Origin of the sequence: Thermopolyspora flexuosa, assembly GCF_006716785.1 — a bacterium.
In the GTDB taxonomy this organism is placed as follows: domain Bacteria; phylum Actinomycetota; class Actinomycetes; order Streptosporangiales; family Streptosporangiaceae; genus Thermopolyspora; species Thermopolyspora flexuosa.
Map to the genome: position 1 here is coordinate 453,208 of NZ_VFPQ01000002.1, position 17,236 is coordinate 470,443.

Below are 17,236 nucleotides of genomic sequence, written 5' to 3' on the forward strand. Positions count from 1 at the left end.
ACAAACTTCCTCGACACAAGGTCCTGTAGAGCAGCTAGGAGTGCTCGCCACCCTGTCAAGGTGGAGGTCGCGGGTTCAAATCCCGTCAGGACCGCTCCCGGTAGGCGGACCCTACCGAGGTCAGGTAGCTCAGTTGGTACGAGCGTCCGCCTGAAAAGCGGAAGGTCGGCGGTTCGACCCCGCCCCTGACCACCCGATCCGAGTAGCGACGACGCCCCGCCCAAGCACTTGGGCCGGGGCGTTTTTGCGTTGCCGGGCGACCTATTTGCGCGACCACGGCACCGGGTGGCCGGGAAACCCGTCTCGCATTCGTCAGGCGGCCGGAGCCGTACGGTGAACCGGGCCGGCCGGAGCGTGCGTGGCACGCGTGCCACGACGGCGTACGGGCCACCCACGGGCGGGTGCAGGCCGCGGCGGGCGCCGCCTTGGTCCCGGGTGCCTCGCGATCGTCCTGGTCGCGACGTAGGAAGAAACCATGCCGGTGCAATCACGGATGACGCCGCCGCAGCGCGTGTTCCTGGCCGCGGGTCTGGCGGTCTTCGTGCTCGCGTACGGGTACCTGTTGGCCACCGGGAACACCGCGATCAGCGTGTCGCGGGATCCGGGGGCGGCGAAGGCGTCGCTGTGGTCGGCGATCCTGCCGCCGCTGGCGGCCATCGTGCTCACCTGGGCCGTCTCGCCGCGGGCCCGGGTGCCGCTGCCGCTCGCCGGCCTGCCGCCAGGCCGCGTGGCCAGGGAGGCCTGGGCGCTGGTCGGGGCGGCGGTCGTCATGGCGCTGGCCGCGCCGTTCGCGCAGGGAGGGCTCTACCCGCTCGCCAAGCTCCTCCTGCTGCTGATCGTGCCGCTGGTGGCCTTCCGGCTGACCAGGGGCACGGGGGAGAAGGCCAGGGCGATCCCGGCCCCGGTCACCTGGCTCGCCCCGCTGCCCGCGGTCGCGGCGTGGTTCCTGCTGTCGCAGGTGGGCCCGCTCGCGATTCCGCTGACCCGGCAACTGCCCGATCCGGTCACGCTCGCCGTGGGCTCGCTGCTGACGTTCCTGACCGCGAGCCTGCTGGAGGAGGTGTTCTACCGGGCCTGGCTGCAGACGCGGCTGGAGGTCCGGTACGGCCGGTGGCCCGCGATCGTCGCCCAGGCCCTGCTGTTCGCCGCGATGCACAGCGGCCGCGTGACCTCGGACGGCATCCTGCTCGGCCTGGCCACCATCGTCGCCTTCCAGGGCGTGTTCGGGCTCATGCTCGGCCACCTGTGGGCGCGGTACCGCAACTTCTGGGCGATCGTCTTCGTGCACACGGTGACGAACCTCGTCTACGTGCCCATGCTCCTGGGCCGCGCCTAGCCGGCGGACGGGTCACGCCAGCAACGCGTCCGCCCACAGCCGTTCGCGCGCCTCGATGTAGTCGGCGTCGTCGCGCCAGTACCCGCCGTGGCCGTCGCGCCACAGCGTGGTCCACGGTTCGGCGCCGATGGCCGCTTGGTCGCGGAGGAAGTCGTGCATGGCCCGGGTACGGCGGGCCAGCAGGGGGACGAGCGCGCGGCGCTCGGCCTCGGCCAGGCCGTAGGCGTCGGCGAAGGCGCGCACGCGGGCCGCGGCGTCGGGGTCGGGGCGTTGCCAGGTGGGGTGGGCCGACAGCGGCACGAAGCCGTGGATGGCGTAGGCGAGGTCCCACAGCCGGGTGCCGGGCGCGGCGCAGTCCCAGTCGATGAAGGCGAAGCGGTCGTGGCCGTCGGCGACGAGGTTCCACGGGGCCAGGTCGTTGTGGGCGATGATGTCGGTCTCGCCGTCCGGCGGCATGAGCACCTGCCACCGGGCGTCGGGCGGCGGGACGAAGTCCGCCACGGCGTCGTGGAACTCCCGGATCAGGCGGGCGACCCGGGCGAGCCGGTCCGGCGGGTCGAGCAGGGCGAACCGGTCGGGCCACACCACCTCGCCGGGCACGAAGGTGAGCACCTCCCGGCCCCGTTCGTCGATACCGAGCGGGCGCGGCGCGCCCCGGAACCCCACCTCGTGCAGGTGGGCAAGGAGGGCGTGCACCGCCGGGGTCCACGGGCCGCTCGGCCGCCGCACCGTGTCGCCGACCCGCACCACGCCACCGCTGACGTTGCCGCCGTGCAGCGGCACCTCGTCGTCCGTCCGCACGGCCCCCACTCTGCCCGCGCGGGCGGCCGCGCGGCACACGATTTTCCGGGCGCGGGCGGTACGGCCCGGCCCGCCCGGCGCCCCGGTGCAACCGGTTGCGATCCCTACGGCGTGCGGCGCGAGGGCGGGGTGCCCGCCCCAGGGCGGGAGGCGGGCACCCCTCTCTCTGCGACCCCCGGAAAGGGAAGGGCCGGTCGGCGGCCGTGTGTGTCCGCCCGATGCGGCCGCCGCACCGGAGCTCAGGTGGCGAGGAACCGCTCGTAGAAGACGCGGTCGGGCGGCACGATCCCGGCGGTGGCCTGGGTGACCGCGTCGATCAGCGGCGGCGGCCCGCACACGTACACGTCGGGCACCTCCGGCGCCTCGGCGAGCGCGGCGGCGACCGCGTCGGCCGGGGTGCCCACGCGCCCCTGCCACGACGGCCCCGGCTTCCACACGCACACCTCGTAGCCGAAGCCGGGCAGCTCGGCCGCGACCGCGTCCAGCTCGGCGACGCCGAACACGTCCGCCTCCTCGTTCACCCCGAGGAACAGCCGCGCCGGATGCGGCTCCTGCCACTCGGCCATGTGCCGCACCATGGCGAGCAGCGGCGCCAGCCCGGTGCCGCCGGCCACGAACCAGCGCGGCCGCAGCCCGGTCTCGTGCAGCCCGAACGCGCCCTGTGGCCCGTGCGCCAGCAGCCGCCCGCCGATCCGGGCGTCCTGCCGCAGGTAGGACGAGAACGCCCCGCCGGGCCGCAGCCGGATGTAGAACTCGAGCAGCCCCTCCCAGTTCCCGGTGTTGGCGAGCGAGTACGCCCGCTTCACGCCCTCCTCACCGGGCACCTGGAGCTCCATGAACTGCCCGGGCTCGAACTGGGCGTCGAGGCCGCCCGCCTCGTCCTCGGCGAGCCGCAGCGTCAGCCGTACCGTGTCCCGCGCCACCGGGTCGAGCCCGATGATCTCGGCCTCGCGCACCGGGATGCCGCCGTACAGGATCCGCGACGACTCGTACGGCAGCGCCACCGCCAGCGGCTCCCGCGGCACGGTACGGCACAGCAGCACCTCGCCGCAGGCCCGCCGCTCCTCCGGCAGCGCCGCGGGGCTGTGCGCGCCGAGCTCGTACCCGCCCTGCACCACGGTGGCGCGGCAGGAGCCGCAGGTGCCGCTGCGGCACGAGGCGGGGAGGGCGGCCCCGGCCTCCGCCGCGGCCTCGAGCACGGTCTGCCCGGGCGCGCAGGTGACCTGGAGCTCCTCCCCGTCGGCGGTGGTGAGGGTCACCGGGAGGCCGTCGGCCTGCCGCGCGCCGACGGCCCCGGTCTCGGCGATCGAGGTCATGCCCGCTCCAGCGCGCTGGCGAGGTCGGCCTGGACGTCGCCGATGATCCGCAGCCCGAACCGCTCGGCGAGCCGCTCGGCGAGCGCGGGGGTGAGGAACGCGGGCGGCTGCGGCCCGACGCGGATGTCCTTCACCCCGAGCGCGAGCAGGGTGAGCAGCACCGCGATCGCCTTCTGCTCGGTCCACGCGAGGGTGAGGGTGAGCGGCAGGTCGTTGATGCCGCACCCGAAGGCGTCCGCGAGCGCCGCGGCGATCTTGATGGCGGAGTGGCTGTCGTTGCACTGGCCGACGTCGAGCAGCCGCGGGATGCCGCCGATCTCGCCGAAGTCGTGCCGGTTGAACCGGTACTTGGCGCAGCCGAGGGTGAGGATCACGGTGTCCTGCGGCAGCGCGAGCGCGAGCTCGCGGTAGTAGTCCCGGCCCGGGGTGGGCCCGTCGCAGCCGCCGATGAGGAAGAAGTGCCGGATCGCGCCCTGCTTGACCGCCTCCACCACGCGGTCGGAGACGGCGAGCACGCTGTCCCGGGCGAAGCCGACCGTGATGTACTCCTCCGGGCCGTCCTCGGTGAACCCGGGCGTCGCCTTCGCCGCCTGGATCAGCGGCGTGAAGTCGTGGTCCGCGATGTGCCGCACGCCGGGCCAGCCCACCGGGCCGGCGGTGAAGATGCGCCGCCGGTAGCTCGCGTGGGGCTCGATGATGCAGTTCGAGGTCATCAGGATCGGCCCGGGGAACGCGGCGAACTCGCGCTGCTGGTCGTGCCAGGCCCCGCCGTAGTTGCCGACGAGGTGCGGGTACGCCTTGAGCTTCGGGTAGGCGTGCGCGGGCAGCATCTCGCCGTGCGTGTACACGTTGATCCCGGTGCCCGCGGTCTGCTCGAGCAGCGCGGCGAGGTCGCGCAGGTCGTGGCCGCTGACCAGGATCGCCTTGCCCTTGACCGGGGTGACCCGCACCGCGGTGGGTTGCTGGGCGCCGAAGGTGCCGGTGTTCGCCGCGTCGAGCAGCTCGATCACGGAGAGGTTGAGCCGGCCGAGGCCGAGCGCCCGCTCGAACAGCTCCTCCACATCCTTGGGGTCCTCGGCGAGGTAGGCGAACGCCTTCTCGATCTCGGCGAAGATCTCCGGCCGCCGGTGGCCGAGCACGCACGCGTGGTACGCGTAGGCGCAGATGCCCTTGAGCGCGTACAGGTGGAGGTTGCGCAGGCCGACCACGTCGGCGCCGACGATGTCGAGGCCGGCGAGCACGCCCTTCGTGCCGGCCTGGCGGCGCAGCCCGTCCTGGTCGGCCTCGGGGCTCCAGGCGGCCGGCCCGCCGAGCGTCTCGGGCTCCAGGCCGCGCGCCCGCGCCGCCTCCTCGTATCGGGCCCGCACCCGGTCGCGCACGGCCGCGGCCTCGCGCAGCAGCCCGGCGAACCGGGTCGGGTTGAAGTTCACGTTGGTGAGGGTCGTGAAGACCGCGTAGAGGATGAACTCGGAGGCCTCGTCGTCCGGGACGCCGAGGGAGCGCGCCCTCGTGGCGTACTGCGCGATGCCCTTGACCGCGTGGAGGAGCAGGTCCTGCAGGTCAGAGGTGATCGCGTTCTTCCCGCAGTTGCCGACGGGGCCGCCACACCCGGGATTCGCACCGCTGCGGTCGGTCTGTTCGCACTGGTAGCAGAACACGTCGTCTCTCCCGTGAGTACTGGCGGTTACCGCCGCGATCCTGCCGGGGGGACGACGTGGTTTCCTTGACGCGCGTCAACTCGACGGCGTCAGCGGCCATACTGTGGCGGAACTCACGACCTGCTCAAGCCGGTCGACGTCGTGCAGGGTGATGCGCCGCCCCCGCACGCTGATCAGCCCGTCCGCGGTCAGGTCGCGCAGCACCCGGGAGAGGGTCTCGGGGGCGATGTTGAGCCGGGAGGCGAGCACCTGCTTGCGGGTGGGCAGCACCACCACCCGCTCCCCGGGCGTGGCCTCGCCGGCGTCCGCCTCCGCGGCGTCCTCGCCGGGCTCCTGGCTGAGCAGGAAGCCCACGACCCGCTGGATGCTCGAGCGCAGCGAGTACGCCTCGACGTCGCGGATGAGGCGGCGCAGCCGTACCGCCATGTTGGCGAGCAGGCGGCGGGCGAACGACGGGTCCCGGTCGATCAGGTCGAGCACGGCGGTGCTGGAGACCGCGAGCAGGGTGGTGGCGACGAGCGCGGTCGCGGTGACCGGGTACCGCTGGCCGTCGAACACCACGGCCTCGCCGAAGCTCTCCCGCAGGGTGACGATCTCCACGACCTTCTCGGCCCCGTCCGCGGTGGAGACCGAAAGCTGCATCTGGCCGCGCAGCACGTAGTAGAACCCGCGGACCGGGTCCCCCTGGTGGAAGAGGATCTCCCCCTTGTCGAGCCCGATGACGTGCGAGCCCGCCCGGATGATCTCCATCTGCTCCGGGGTGAGCCCGGTGAACAGCGGTAGCTCACCCAGCAGCTCCGGCGGCGCCGACGCGGTCCTCCCCACGGCCCCGAGGCTACCGCAGGGCCCGCCCACCCCCGCCGGGTACGGCACGGCCGGACGCCTCGCCGCCCCGCGCGAGGGTACGGCGAGCCGTCCGGCCGTCCGATGGGCGCCTTAGAGGACCGCGCCCGAGCTGTCCCGGACCTTGGGCGCCTTGCGCTTCTGCGGCTCGGGCGGCGGCTGCTTGCTGAACCGCTCGAGCTCGATCGAGGTCGGCCCGGCGATGAACGAGGACGAGGCCGTGCCGGCCACGATGCCGATGATCAGCGCGATGGCGAAGTCCTGCAGCGAGTCCCCGCCGAAGAACGCCAGTGCGGCGAGGATGAACAGCGCGCCGAGACCGGTGTTCACGGTACGCGGCACGGTCTGCAGGATCGCGGTGTTCACCACCTGCGGGAACGGCGTGCGGCGCTGCATGCCCCACAGCTCGCGCACCCGGTCGAACACCACGACCTTGTCGTTCACCGAGTAACCGATGATGGTGAGCATCGAGGCGAGGAAGACGCCGTCGATCGGCTTGTTCAGCCAGACGAACGCGCCGACGACCGCGGCCACGTCGACCACGAGCGCGATCACCGCCGCGGTGCCGAAGGTCCAGCGGAACCGGAACGCGAGGTAGAGGAGCTGCGCGGCGAGCGCGACCAGCAGCGCGATCAGTGCGTTGCGGCTCAGCTCCGCGCCGAGGCTCGGCCCGATCAGCTCGTCACGCTCCTTGGTGACGTCGCCGATCCCCTGGTCGAGCGCCTGCTCGATCTTCACCACCTCGTCGGCGGTGATCTGCCCGGTGCGCACCGAGATGGTGTCGCCGGACGACTGGACCACGGCGTTCGGGTAGCCGGCGTCGGCCACGATCCGCCGCGCGGTGTCGGCGTCGACCGACTTGGAGGTGGCGAACTCGACCACCCGGCCGCCGGTGAACTCGACGCCGAAGTTGAGCCCGCGGGTGGCGATGCCGGCGGCCGCCGCGACGACGATCAGCGCGCCGATGACCAGCCACAGCCGGCCCTTGCCCATGAGGTTCGGGTTCCGCTTGGTCACCCAGGTGCGGACCCGGCCCACGCTGCCCAGACCGGAGACCTTGGGCCCGATCCGGTTGATGAACAGCCCGGCGACCGCCCGGGAGACCACCATCGCGGAGATCAGCGAGGCGAGCACACCGATGGCGAGCGTCACGCCGAAGCCCTTCACCGGGCCGCTGGCGAGCCAGAACAGCAGCGCCGCGGCGAGCAGCGTGGTGATGTTGGAGTCGGCGATCGCGCTCCAGGCGTTCTTGAAGCCGCGGTCGAGCGCCGCCCGCAGGCCGCGCTTGGGGCTCTGGCCGTACTCCTCCCGCGCCCGCTCGAACACGAGCACGTTCGCGTCGACCGCCATACCGATGGCGAGCACGAAACCGGCGAGGCCGGGCAGGGTGAGCGTCGCCCCGAGGGCGACCAGCGCCGCGTACGAGATGAGGCCGTAGGCGGCGAGCGCGACCGCGGCGGCGAGGCCGACGAGGCGGTAGATCACGAGGATGAACAGCGTCGTCATGATCACGCCGGCCACGGCGGCCTTGGCGCTCGCCTCGATCGCCTCGGCGCCGAGCGTCGGGCCGAGGGTGCGCTGCTCGATCAGCTCCAGCGGCACCGGCAGCGCACCACCCTTGATCAGGATGGCGAGGTTCTGCGCCTCCTCCTGGGTGAAGTTGCCGGTGATCTGGGTGCTGCCGCCGGTGATGCCCGCGTTGCAGACGATCGACGGGTCGACCTGCGGCGACGAGATGATCTTGTTGTCGAGCACGATCGCGACCCGGCGCTTGGGGTCGCCGGGGTCCGCGCAGGCGGCCTTGCCGGTGAGCTGCTGCCAGGCCTTCGCGTCGCGGAAGTCGACCGTGACGAAGTGGCCGATGCCCTGCTGGAAGTCGGAACCGGCGGCGGCGTCCTCGACCCCTTCACCGGTGATCGCGGCCTTGCCGAGCTTGAGCTTCTGCCCGGACTCGTCGGGCAGCGCGTCCTTGTCGTTCTCCTCGGCGATGCCCTCGACCGGGTGGAAGGTGAGCTGCGCGGTCTGGCCGATCACCTCGGCGGCCTTGCGCGGGTCGAGCACGCCGGGCAGCTCGACGGTGATCCGGCGCTCACCGGTGACGTACAGGTTGGGGTCGACGACGCCGAGCGCGTCGGCGCGGCGCCGGAGCACGTTGAGCGCCCGCTCGGTCGCCTCCTTGTCGGCCTTGACGTTGGGCGCGTCCTTGGCCTCGAAGACGAGCTGGGTGCCGCCGCGCAGGTCGAGCCCTAACCGCGGCGGGATGGTGTAGGCGAGTACGGCGGAGGCCGCGATGATGACGAACGCGACCACCGCGCGCCAGATCGGCGCACGTGACATGAAAGCCTCCACAGGCTGAACGGAGAAACGGATCGGGAAACGTCAGCGTGTGGAGGCGCCGGGCGGGGCCCGGGGCGGGGCGACGGAGCGGGTGAGCACGGGGACGGCGGCGGGGCCTGCGCTCTCCACCGGCCCGCTCGTGCGCGGCCGGGCCGGTACGTCGCCGCGCGGCAGCAGGGCGAGGGTGCCGCCGACGGTCGGGGCGCCCTTGGCCACCTGCAGGGCGAGCAGCGCCGCGCCGTACGGGGCCTGGCCGAGCGCCGGGTCCTGGGTGCCGGGCGGCTGCTGCGTGGCGGTGACCGCCCGCGCGGCCTCGTCGGCGTTCCGTCCGGTACCGGTGAGCAGGCACAGCAGAAGCAGCAGCACCGCGGTGACCCTGCTGCGCATGCTCCCTCCTCGCGTCCCGTTGCGCCAACGGTACCGTGACCGGACGGTGTACGAGTCCGTCCATCCTCGCCGGTTTGCCGCGCGCTTACCGATGGGAAGAAAGGGTTAACCGGGACGCGCACGCGATCCGGGCGCAGGAGACCCGGGGTTTTTACCCCATGCTTTTCTGCGTGGCCTGGGCTATGGTGAGGCAATATGGGCGGATATTGGCGGATTTTCCGCCGGATAGGCGCGGTGAGCGCGATCACGGCAGGGTGGGCCCTGCTGGTCGCGCTGCTCGCCGTGTCCACATCCGTCCTCGGCGCCCGTGCCCATGACCCTGCCGACCCGGCTCCCGCAGGGCCCTGGATCAGCCAGTCGAGCGGCGTGCCCCTCGCCTACGCCGCGCCCCGGGAGGACCCGCCGGCACCCTGCCTGCCGACCCGGCACGTGGCCCGCTCCCCGGAACTGCCGCTTCCGCTACCCGACGCGGAGGCGGAGGCGATACGCAGCCCGCAGCAGTTCGCGTTCCGCTGCGCCGACTCCCGCAGCCCGCCGCTGATCTGATCTTCGGTACGTCCCGGCGGCGGCACACGTCGTCCGGGTGGCTTCCATGCCTTCATCACCGCACGGCGGCGGCGACCTACGGCCACCGCCGCCTCCGGCATACCGTCACGCCCGCACACGCCGTTGCCGGCACGTGACGGGGTCGTGTTCACCCCACCCAAGGAGTGATGTCGCCATGGCCGACATCAGATCTGTCCACGCCCTCATGCGCGCCCATGACCGCCATGAGGCCCAACTGGACACCCTGCGCGACCTGCTGACCGAGCGGCTCGCCGCCGCCCGGGCCGAGCTCGCGCAGGCGCCCGCGGCGCTCCGCCGTACCCACCCGGCGCGGCGGCGCATCGGCGAGCTCGAGGCCGCGCTCGACCGCATGGAGCGCGGCCTGTACGGAATCTGCCGTGGCTGCGGCGCGTTCATCGAGATGAGCGTGCTGCTGCACGCTCCGCAAGACCAGGAATGCGCCGAGTGCCGCCGCGCGAGCGAGCGGCGGGCGGGCCCGCGGCGGGCGGCGGTATGAACCCGCCGGACGGCCCCGCCCGGGCGTGGGCGGGCCGCGGCGTCGCCCTCGCCCTCGACCTTGGCACCGCCCGCACCAGGACCGTGGTGCCCGGCGGGAGCGCCATCCTCGACCGGCCGTCGTGCGTGCCCTCGGCGGACGGTACGGCCGAGCCGGTCTGGCCGATCCGGCACGGGATGGTCGCCAGCATGGCGGCCTGCCACCGGCTGGCCCGGACCGTGTTGCGGGAGGCGCTCGACCAGGCCGCCGGCGTGTCGGCGGACCCGGCCGGTGACGGCGACCCCCTCGGGCGCGTGGCCCGCGTGCTCGTCGGGGTGCCGGTCGCGGCCACGGCCACCGAGCGCCGTGCCGTACGGGCCGCGGTCGGGCGGGCGGTGGACTGCCCGATCGTGCTCGTCGAGGAGCCGCTCGCGGCCGCCATCGGGTGCGGCGTGGACGTCACCGCCTCCCGCCCCCGGCTCCTGCTCGACGTGGGCGCCGGGATCATCGAGGCCGTCGTGATCACCGACGCGGCGGTCGCCGAGGCGGGCGCGCTCCAGGTGAGCTGCACCGCGTCGGCCGGGCTGCCCGGCCACGCCGTGGAGGCGGTCACCGACCTCGTCGCCGACCTCGTGCGCAGGCTTCCGCCACACCAGCGGCTCGGCGTGCGCGCCGGTGGGCTGCTGCTCACCGGCGGTGGCGCCGCCCAGCCGGACCTCGCGGGCCGGCTCGGCGCCGGACTCCGGCTCACCGTTCATCCCGCCGCCCGGCCCGCCCACGCGACCATCCGCGGTCTCACCCGGCTCTGCCTCGTGCCCGAGCTCGCCGAGCGGGTGACCGCGTCCGAGCCCATCGACATCATGAAAGGAAGTGTCTGAACCATGACCTCGACCGGACTCAGCAGCGTTCAGATCCAGGCCCTGCGGCAGCAGCTGGAGGAGCAGCTCCAGCAGCGGCTGAGCCAGATGGAGAGCCTGAAGGCCTCGGCGGAGGGCGGTACCGCCGCCGAGATGAGCTGGCAGGACGTCGAGGTGGCGATGGCGGCCACCGACCGCGCCATCGCCGAGACCCGGCGTTGCCTGGAGATGCTCGACAACGGCACCTACGGCCGGTGCGAGCAGTGCAACGCCGACATCCCGTTCGAGCGGCTGAAGATCCGGCCGCTGGCCCGCTACTGCATCACCTGCCAGCGCAAGCGGGAAGCGGCCTGACCCACGGGCTTCCGCCGCCGGCCGGAGGCGTCCCCACGACCACGCCTCCGGCCGGCGGCCGGTACGCGACACCTCCGGCCGGAGGCCGGTACGCGACACCTCCGGCCGGAGGCCGGTAGGCGAAACCGCCCGCCGGTCGGCCTCGGCGGGGCGTGCGAGCGGGTGGGCGCGCACGTCGGCGCCGATCCGCGGCATTGCCGGGGCGACCGACCGGAAGTACGTTCCAGTAATGAACGTCGTGCATCCACCGCGCGTCGCCTGGGAGGGCGCCCGCACCTTCGTCACGGCGGCGGGCTGCGACGTGTACTGGTGGCTCAGCGAGATGGTCGGCCGCTACCTCGGCCTCATGTTCGAGCTCTACCTCGCGGAGACCCGGGCACGGCTGCGCCACCGCGACGATCCGTACGCGGAGATGAGCCTCTGGCGGGTGTACCTGCAGACGCTCCTCGAGGAGCGCCCCGAGCTGCAGCCCATCGTCCGGCAACTGATCGACGAGACCGGGTACCGCCTCGCCTGCTGAGACCCGGTACGGCACGGCGACCGGCCCGGCGGCGCCCGCGGACGCCCTGGACGGCCGGGGTCGCCGACGCGTGCCGCCCTGCGGAGGCGCCGGGAACGGCACGGTGCCGGCCGGACCGGCGTGGACGGGCAGGGTGTCGCATGGTGCAGGGGTTGTCTCGGGCTAGGGTTGCCCGTGATGTATCGCGTTGTCTTCAGCCAGGTCCTGCAGCGGCTCGACGCCGAGGACGCGCACCGGGCGACCGTCCGGGCGCTCGCGGCGATCTCCCGGGTGCGCCCGCTCAACCGGGCCATCCACCGGAGGCTCGCGCCGCACGACCCCGCGTTGCGGGTGAGCGCGTTCGGGGTGCACTTCCCGTCGCCGTTCGGGCTCGCCGCCGGGTTCGACAAGAACGCCGTCTGCTTCGAGGCGCTCGCCGCGTTCGGCTTCGGCCACGTCGAGGTGGGCACGGTCACCGCGCACGCCCAGCCGGGGAACGCCCGGCCGCGGCTGTTCCGGCTGCCCGCGCAGCGGGCGGTCATCAACCGGATGGGCTTCAACAACGACGGCGCCGCCAAGGTCGCGCGCCGCCTCGCCCGGGTGCGCGGGGTGCCGGTGGTCGTCGGGGTGAACATCGGCAAGACGAAGGTCGTGCCGGAGTCCCGGGCCGTCGCCGACTACGTCGCGAGCGCCCGCGCGCTCGCCGACCGCGCCGACTACCTCGTGGTGAACGTCAGCTCGCCGAACACGCCCGGGCTGCGCGACCTGCAGGCGGTCGAACGGCTGCGGCCGCTGCTCACCGCGGTCCGCGAGGTCACCGAAAGCCTGCCGCGCCGTACCCCGCTGCTGGTGAAGATCGCGCCCGACCTGGCGGACGAGGACGTGGACGCGGTCGCCGACCTCGCGGTGGAGCTCGGCCTCGACGGGATCATCGCCACGAACACCACGATCCGCCGCGACGGGGTGCCGAGCACGGAGGCCGGCGGGCTGTCCGGCCGTCCGCTCAAGGAGCGCTCGCTGGAGGTGCTGCGGCGGCTGTACGCCCGGGTCGGGGACCGGCTCACCCTCGTCTCGGTCGGCGGGGTGGAGGACGTCGACGACGTGTGGGAGCGGCTGCTCGCCGGGGCCACCCTGGTGCAGGGCTACACCGCGATGGTCTACGAGGGCCCGCTGTGGGCCGCGCGGATCAACCGCGCCCTGTCCCGCCGCCTCCGCCTGCACGGCCACTCCTCGATCCAGGAGGTCATCGGCAAGACCGCGCCGGCCCGGACCGGCCGCGACGCCTGACGTACGCCCGACGCGCTCGGCCGGGTGGCGCCGCCGCGCGGCCGAGCCGTACCGGCGTACGCCGTGACCGATCGGCCCTCGGGCTGCGGCGACGCGGAGGATCCCGGACGGGGCCGGCATCGCAGCGGAGGCCGGCCGGCCCGGACGGCGGGGCACACGCCGGCCGTCCGGCCTCGGCCACCCGGGACCGGGAACCTCGCGCGCCGGGGCGCCCGGATGCCGCCCCGGATCAGGCCGTGGACGCCCTCACCGGCGTGCCTTCGCGGTCGCCGCCGGGATCCCGTGGCCGGTCGCGCCGAGGCGAGGGCGTTGCCTCGGTACGGCGCCGGGCCGTACCTGGTCGGGGCGCTAGGTGAGGTAGTTCTCGATGCCCTTGGCGATGGCGTCGCCGAGGCGCTGGCGGAACTTCGGGTTCTTGAACTTGGCGGCGTCCGAGGCGTTGCGCATGTTCCCGCACTCGAGGAACACCTTCGGCACCGTGGACAGGTTGAGCCCGCCGAGATCGTTGCGGAAGTTCAGGCCCTGCTTGCCGATGTAGGTGGAGTACGGCAGGTCGGTCCCGGCCCGGATCGCGTCGCGGATCGCGATGCCGAGGCGCCGCGACTCGCCCACCACCGGGTCCACCGGGCCGTTGATCTTCTTCGGCATGATCACGTGGAAGCCGTGGGCCGAGGGGCCCGCGCCGTCCGCGTGGATCGAGATCGCCGCGTCGGCCTTGGCCTTGTTGCCGATCGCGGCCCGGACGTCGATGCACGGCCCCACGCCGGTGTTGTTCGGCCGGGTGAGCTTGACCGTGGCCCCGGCCTTGCGCAGCGCCTTCGCCGCCCGGACGGCCACGTCCCAGTTGAACGCGGCCTCGGTGTACCCGTCGTTGGTCTGGGTGCCGGTCGTGTCGCAGGGCTTCTTGTGCGTGTGCACGTCGACGGGCTTGTTGATGATGTCGGGCCGCCGGTAGTTGTGGCCGTTGTGGCCGGGGTCGATCACCACGACCTTCCCCTTCAGCGGCTTGTCCGCCGACGCGTCGCGGGCCGAGTCGTCCAGGGCGACGGACGACCGTGCCGGGGCCGTCGACCGCGCCGCGGAGGACGCCGCGTCGAGCGGCGGACTCGACTCCGCCGGCGAACCCGCCTTCGCCGGCGAAGCCGACTCCGCCGCCCCCTGCGCGCCTCCGCACGCCGCCACGGCCCCGAGCCCGTACAGCGTGACCATCGTCGCGACCAGCGTCCGACCTCTCACAGGACCTCCCGTGCCGGGCGGGTCCGGCGGTACCTGACCCCCACCGGGCTCGCCCTCCTCGCTCGCGCTCGGTGTTCCGCACCGGTGTCGCGGAGCACCCCGGTGACGCCCTTCCGTCCCTCCAACTTACGCGCGGCCTGACGGTGCCGCTGCGGCCTCCCCCGCATCGCGGGGGAGGGGAGCGCCGTTGCTCGGGGAGGGCACGGGTTCGGGCCGGGGACGGGAGGCCGGGGCGCCGGCGCGTGTCCGGACGTGGCCGGACCGGGCCTAGCCCCGGTTCAGCGCCGGTGAGGTGCGCTCCTCCTGGGCCTCGAGCAGGGCGGCGAGCTCGTGGGCGTCCTCGGCGTCGAGGCCGAGCACGACCCGGGCACGGCCCCACGGGTGGTCGATCGAGTGGGCCACGTAGCCCGCGACGGACTCCGCGTGGCCGTCCGTGTTCCGCCCCCGCGCGCTCCGCCAGCCCGCCCAGGCGCGCTCGAGTGCGGTGGCCGCCCGTTGCGCGCAGGACACCAGCTCTGGATCACGCATGAAAACCCCCGTCTTTGCTCGTGGTCGCGTTGTGCGCCAACGCCGACCGCCGGTCTGCGTCCCCGTGGGGGTCGGCGTCACGGCCCCGAGTTAACACCGGATGCCACCAACCGTGGCGTGCCTTGACCGAGCTTTGGTCGTTCCTGGGTGCCCCGCTGGCCCTTCGTGGGAACGCGCCAGGCCGGACCGGCGGTCACGCGGGAGCGGGGCCGGTGCTGTTGCGGACGACCAGGCTCGGGCTCACCTCACGCATCCGGGACGGCTTGCCGGGCCCGGAGATGCGGTCGCTGAGCAGCGCCGCCGCGGACCGGCCCATGGCCCGGCGCGGTTGGTCGACGCTCGTCAGCGAGATCTGGTTGAGCGCGGCCAGGTGGGTGTTGTCGTAGCCGACGATCGACAGGTCCTCGGGCACCCGCAGGCCCAGCTCCTTCGCGGCGGCGAGCACACCGAGCGCGACGATGTCGTTGGTGGCGAAGATCGCGGTCGGGCGCGGGTCGCGGCGGAGCAGCGCCAGCGCGGCCTTCTTGCCGCCCTCCTCGCTGGACTCGCCCTGCTCGACCATGATGTACGGCGCGAGCCCGTGGCGGCGCATCGCGACGAGGTAGCCCTCGCAGCGGTAGCGCGCCGCGGAGGACGGGGAGCCCTCGATGTGCGCGATGCGGCGGTGGCCGTGCTGCACCAGGTGGTCGATGGCGAGCCGGGCGCCGAGCTGGTCGTCGTCGACCACGATGTCGACCCCGTCGAGCTCGACGTCGCGTTCGCCGACCACGACGGTGGGCGTGTACGCGGCCGCCTCGGCGAGGGTGTCGCTGGAGGGCGCCACGCCGAGCAGCACGAGGCCGTCGACGCGCAGCTCGAGGAACGCCTCCACCGCCTCGTCCTCGAACGCCGGGTCGAACCGCCCGCTGCCGATCAGCAGGCGCAGCCCCTCGCCGTGCAGGCTCTCCTGGAGGCCGTCGAGGAACTCGGCGTAGAACGGGTTGTGCAGGTCGGCGACGAGCGCGCCCACCAGGTGGGTACGGCCCTCGACAAGGCTGCGGGCGACGGCGTTGGGCCGGTAGCCCAGCTCGCGTGCCGCCTGGAGCACGGCCTCCCGCCGGTGTTCACTCACGTGGGGAGAGCCGCGGAGTACCAGCGACACCAGTGATTTCGAGACGCCGGCCCGCTCCGCCACGTTGCGGATCGTCGGTCGAGGTCTGAGTGGTGGTCCGAAACCGTCAGGCAGTCCGGGTGCCGGCGTCGCCGTACCCGCACGCCTGCGGGTAGAGGTCTGCGTATACGGTCCTGACACGGTTCTCCCCACGTCTCCCCCATGGCTAGAGGATGTGCACCTGTCAGACCAAACGATCCAGTGGCGGGAAGGGTACGGGTGTGATCGTCGCATCTACCCGCAGTCACGGTTCGTGACGTTTTCGCGGTCGTCGGCCCCGGGTGCACGACACGCGGCGGCGGCCGGGCGGGCGGTGGATCGTTCCCACCGGCCTTCCGCGGGCGAACGCGAGGAGATTTCGCGTCGCCGTGGACGTCCGGCGCCCGTACCGACCGGATTTCGGGACACGGCGCGGCGGCGTTCCGGACGCGCGCTCCGGGCGCCACGGGACCGCTCCACACCCTCCGGCGCCGACACGCGAGGGCGGGTACGGCGGAGCCGTGGTCGTCCGGGCAGGGGACGGCCGGCGGTGGGCGCCGGCGGCGAAGCGTTCCAGGCGACGAGGCGGCGGCCGTCGCCACACCCGGTGCCCGGCCGCTGGAGGGGGTGCTGCGCGGGGCACGTCGGTGAACGGCGTACCGCGGTTGAAACGGTCTCACGCATGCCGTGCCGCGATCGGCCACGGGTGCCGCGAGGACACGGCCGAGGCACGGACGACGGTTCCCGGCATGCGGGCATGTGGCGGGCTTGCGGGCCGACGCGCCCTGCGCCGCGCCACCCATGTGGCCGCGGGGGAGCGCAGCGGTCGGCGTACGGTGGTCGGACTCGTGGGCAGGCCGCGCCCTCGCCGGTGAAGGCGGGCACGGCGAGCGGTGTGCCGCGACGCGGGCCGTGCCGTACCGGGATCGGCGGAAAGCGGCGGCATGGTCGGCCGCCGGTGGGGTGACGGCGCGGTGGCGTGCCGAACCGTCCGGGGTGCCCGGCGGCCCGCTCGGGCGGAACGGGGGAGTCGCCGCCCCGACCATGGGTGTGGGGTGGGGCGTGCCAGGGGGAACGGCGGGCGCGACGACGCGACCGGCACGGCCGCGGGCGTGGCGCCCACGGGGATGGCCCTCCTGATCGACCAGATGGTCGCGCTGCCGGACCTGGCCGCCGCACACGGCTCCGCCGTCCGGCTCCTGGCCGTCAGTCGGACCGGGGGTCACCGCGAGTAGCGGTGCCGGGCGGGCGGCACCGCTTCACTCGGCCCCGTGGCCCTCGCGGTCACGGGTTGTCGGCCGACGCGCTCACATCGAGGATGAGAGCGCGCCGTGAGTTCCCCCCTTGATCGGCGACTTCACTCCGACCGCTGCTGCGGGATGCCCGCGAGCAACGCCCGGACCTCGGTCTCGCGGTAGCGGCGATGACCGCCGAGGGTGCGGATGGACGTCAACTTGCCCGCTTTCGCCCACCTGGTAACGGTCTTCGGGTCGACGCGGAACATGGTTGCGACCTCCGCCGGGGTGAGCAGTGGCTCGGCCTCGGGTGTACGAGCTGACATTTGTGCGGCCTCTCCTCCGTGTGGACCGGCGACGCGATCCTTGCGACTTTCCTTGGCGCTTGTCA

Annotated in this window: 17 protein-coding genes and 2 tRNA genes; 9 read left to right on the forward strand and 10 right to left on the reverse strand. The window is 73.6% G+C overall.

Annotation, left to right across the window (positions count from 1 at the left end):
• Positions 1-19: 19 nt before the first annotated feature.
• The 3 genes from FHX40_RS24445 (at position 20) to FHX40_RS24455 (ending at position 1,336) form a co-directional block, all read left to right on the forward strand.
• A tRNA-Asp gene (locus FHX40_RS24445) sits at positions 20-94 on the forward strand.
• A 24-nt stretch (positions 95-118) separates the two neighbouring features.
• A tRNA-Phe gene (locus FHX40_RS24450) sits at positions 119-192 on the forward strand.
• Positions 193-475: 283 nt separating this feature from the next.
• Entirely contained in the window at positions 476-1,336 is an 861-nt protein-coding gene (locus tag FHX40_RS24455) for a CPBP family intramembrane glutamic endopeptidase (RefSeq protein ID WP_142262309.1), read from the forward strand.
• Between the two features lie 12 nt (positions 1,337-1,348).
• On the opposite strand, the gene FHX40_RS24460 is transcribed toward FHX40_RS24455, so the two are convergent.
• From FHX40_RS24460 to FHX40_RS24485, 6 genes are all read right to left on the reverse strand, one after another.
• Positions 1,349-2,137 carry a phosphotransferase enzyme family protein gene (locus FHX40_RS24460; RefSeq protein WP_142262310.1) on the reverse strand — a complete coding sequence of 263 codons (789 nt, stop codon included), beginning with the start codon at positions 2,135-2,137 and terminating at the stop codon, positions 1,349-1,351.
• A 239-nt stretch (positions 2,138-2,376) separates the two neighbouring features.
• A complete protein-coding gene (locus FHX40_RS24465) occupies positions 2,377-3,453 on the reverse strand; it encodes a 2Fe-2S iron-sulfur cluster-binding protein (protein WP_142262311.1) in 1,077 nt (358 codons plus the stop codon).
• Complete coding sequence (hcp, locus tag FHX40_RS24470; RefSeq protein ID WP_142262312.1) at positions 3,450-5,111, reverse strand: hydroxylamine reductase; 1,662 nt, start codon at positions 5,109-5,111, stop codon at positions 3,450-3,452. Before hcp ends, FHX40_RS24465 begins: the two co-directional genes overlap by 4 nt.
• Before the next feature lie 75 nt (positions 5,112-5,186).
• Positions 5,187-5,936 (reverse strand): Crp/Fnr family transcriptional regulator, encoded by a 750-nt coding sequence (locus FHX40_RS24475; protein ID WP_229789181.1) that lies wholly within the window; start codon positions 5,934-5,936, stop codon positions 5,187-5,189.
• Between the two features lie 111 nt (positions 5,937-6,047).
• Complete coding sequence (gene secD, locus FHX40_RS24480; protein WP_142262313.1) at positions 6,048-8,291, reverse strand: protein translocase subunit SecD; 2,244 nt, start codon at positions 8,289-8,291, stop codon at positions 6,048-6,050.
• A 42-nt stretch (positions 8,292-8,333) separates the two neighbouring features.
• The gene (locus FHX40_RS24485) at positions 8,334-8,678 is read right to left on the reverse strand and encodes a hypothetical protein (RefSeq protein WP_142262314.1); all 345 of its coding nucleotides are present in this window, start codon (positions 8,676-8,678) and stop codon (positions 8,334-8,336) included.
• A 234-nt stretch (positions 8,679-8,912) separates the two neighbouring features.
• Between FHX40_RS24485 and FHX40_RS24490 the strand changes: the two genes are divergently transcribed.
• From FHX40_RS24490 to FHX40_RS24515, 6 genes are all read left to right on the forward strand, one after another.
• Complete coding sequence (locus tag FHX40_RS24490; protein WP_142262315.1) at positions 8,913-9,224, forward strand: hypothetical protein; 312 nt, start codon at positions 8,913-8,915, stop codon at positions 9,222-9,224.
• A 175-nt stretch (positions 9,225-9,399) separates the two neighbouring features.
• A complete protein-coding gene (locus tag FHX40_RS24495) occupies positions 9,400-9,741 on the forward strand; it encodes a hypothetical protein (RefSeq protein WP_142262316.1) in 342 nt (113 codons plus the stop codon).
• A complete protein-coding gene (locus FHX40_RS24500; RefSeq protein ID WP_170198986.1) occupies positions 9,738-10,598 on the forward strand; it encodes a rod shape-determining protein in 861 nt (286 codons plus the stop codon). Before FHX40_RS24495 ends, FHX40_RS24500 begins: the two co-directional genes overlap by 4 nt.
• A gap of 3 nt (positions 10,599-10,601) precedes the next feature.
• Positions 10,602-10,931, forward strand: coding sequence for a TraR/DksA family transcriptional regulator (locus FHX40_RS24505; protein ID WP_142262317.1), 330 nt, complete (start codon positions 10,602-10,604; stop codon positions 10,929-10,931).
• A gap of 229 nt (positions 10,932-11,160) precedes the next feature.
• A complete protein-coding gene (locus FHX40_RS24510) occupies positions 11,161-11,451 on the forward strand; it encodes a hypothetical protein (protein WP_142262318.1) in 291 nt (96 codons plus the stop codon).
• 177 nt (positions 11,452-11,628) lie between these two features.
• The gene (locus tag FHX40_RS24515) at positions 11,629-12,717 is read left to right on the forward strand and encodes a quinone-dependent dihydroorotate dehydrogenase (RefSeq protein WP_142262319.1); all 1,089 of its coding nucleotides are present in this window, start codon (positions 11,629-11,631) and stop codon (positions 12,715-12,717) included.
• A gap of 348 nt (positions 12,718-13,065) precedes the next feature.
• On the opposite strand, the gene FHX40_RS24520 is transcribed toward FHX40_RS24515, so the two are convergent.
• From FHX40_RS24520 to bldC, 4 genes are all read right to left on the reverse strand, one after another.
• Positions 13,066-13,953 carry an N-acetylmuramoyl-L-alanine amidase gene (locus FHX40_RS24520; protein ID WP_229789180.1) on the reverse strand — a complete coding sequence of 296 codons (888 nt, stop codon included), beginning with the start codon at positions 13,951-13,953 and terminating at the stop codon, positions 13,066-13,068.
• A 267-nt stretch (positions 13,954-14,220) separates the two neighbouring features.
• A complete protein-coding gene (locus tag FHX40_RS24525) occupies positions 14,221-14,481 on the reverse strand; it encodes a hypothetical protein (protein ID WP_142262320.1) in 261 nt (86 codons plus the stop codon).
• A gap of 193 nt (positions 14,482-14,674) precedes the next feature.
• A complete protein-coding gene (locus FHX40_RS24530; protein WP_342353874.1) occupies positions 14,675-15,784 on the reverse strand; it encodes a LacI family DNA-binding transcriptional regulator in 1,110 nt (369 codons plus the stop codon).
• 1,183 nt (positions 15,785-16,967) lie between these two features.
• Positions 16,968-17,171, reverse strand: coding sequence for a developmental transcriptional regulator BldC (gene bldC / locus FHX40_RS24535; protein WP_013133571.1), 204 nt, complete (start codon positions 17,169-17,171; stop codon positions 16,968-16,970).
• Positions 17,172-17,236: the final 65 nt, after the last annotated feature.

Bases quoted from the DNA above. Each gene is read 5' to 3' on its own strand.
- FHX40_RS24455 (WP_142262309.1), top strand. From the start codon at position 476: ATGCCGGTGCAATCACGGATGACGCCGCCGCAGCGCGTGTTCCTGGCC.
- FHX40_RS24465 (WP_142262311.1), bottom strand. From the start codon at position 3,453: ATGACCTCGATCGCCGAGACCGGGGCCGTCGGCGCGCGGCAGGCCGAC.
- secD (WP_142262313.1), bottom strand. From the start codon at position 8,291: ATGTCACGTGCGCCGATCTGGCGCGCGGTGGTCGCGTTCGTCATCATC.
- FHX40_RS24485 (WP_142262314.1), bottom strand. From the start codon at position 8,678: ATGCGCAGCAGGGTCACCGCGGTGCTGCTGCTTCTGCTGTGCCTGCTC.
- FHX40_RS24495 (WP_142262316.1), top strand. From the start codon at position 9,400: ATGGCCGACATCAGATCTGTCCACGCCCTCATGCGCGCCCATGACCGC.
- FHX40_RS24500 (WP_170198986.1), top strand. From the start codon at position 9,738: ATGAACCCGCCGGACGGCCCCGCCCGGGCGTGGGCGGGCCGCGGCGTC.
- FHX40_RS24505 (WP_142262317.1), top strand. From the start codon at position 10,602: ATGACCTCGACCGGACTCAGCAGCGTTCAGATCCAGGCCCTGCGGCAG.
- FHX40_RS24510 (WP_142262318.1), top strand. From the start codon at position 11,161: ATGAACGTCGTGCATCCACCGCGCGTCGCCTGGGAGGGCGCCCGCACC.
- FHX40_RS24515 (WP_142262319.1), top strand. From the start codon at position 11,629: ATGTATCGCGTTGTCTTCAGCCAGGTCCTGCAGCGGCTCGACGCCGAG.
- FHX40_RS24525 (WP_142262320.1), bottom strand. From the start codon at position 14,481: ATGCGTGATCCAGAGCTGGTGTCCTGCGCGCAACGGGCGGCCACCGCA.
- bldC (WP_013133571.1), bottom strand. From the start codon at position 17,171: ATGTCAGCTCGTACACCCGAGGCCGAGCCACTGCTCACCCCGGCGGAG.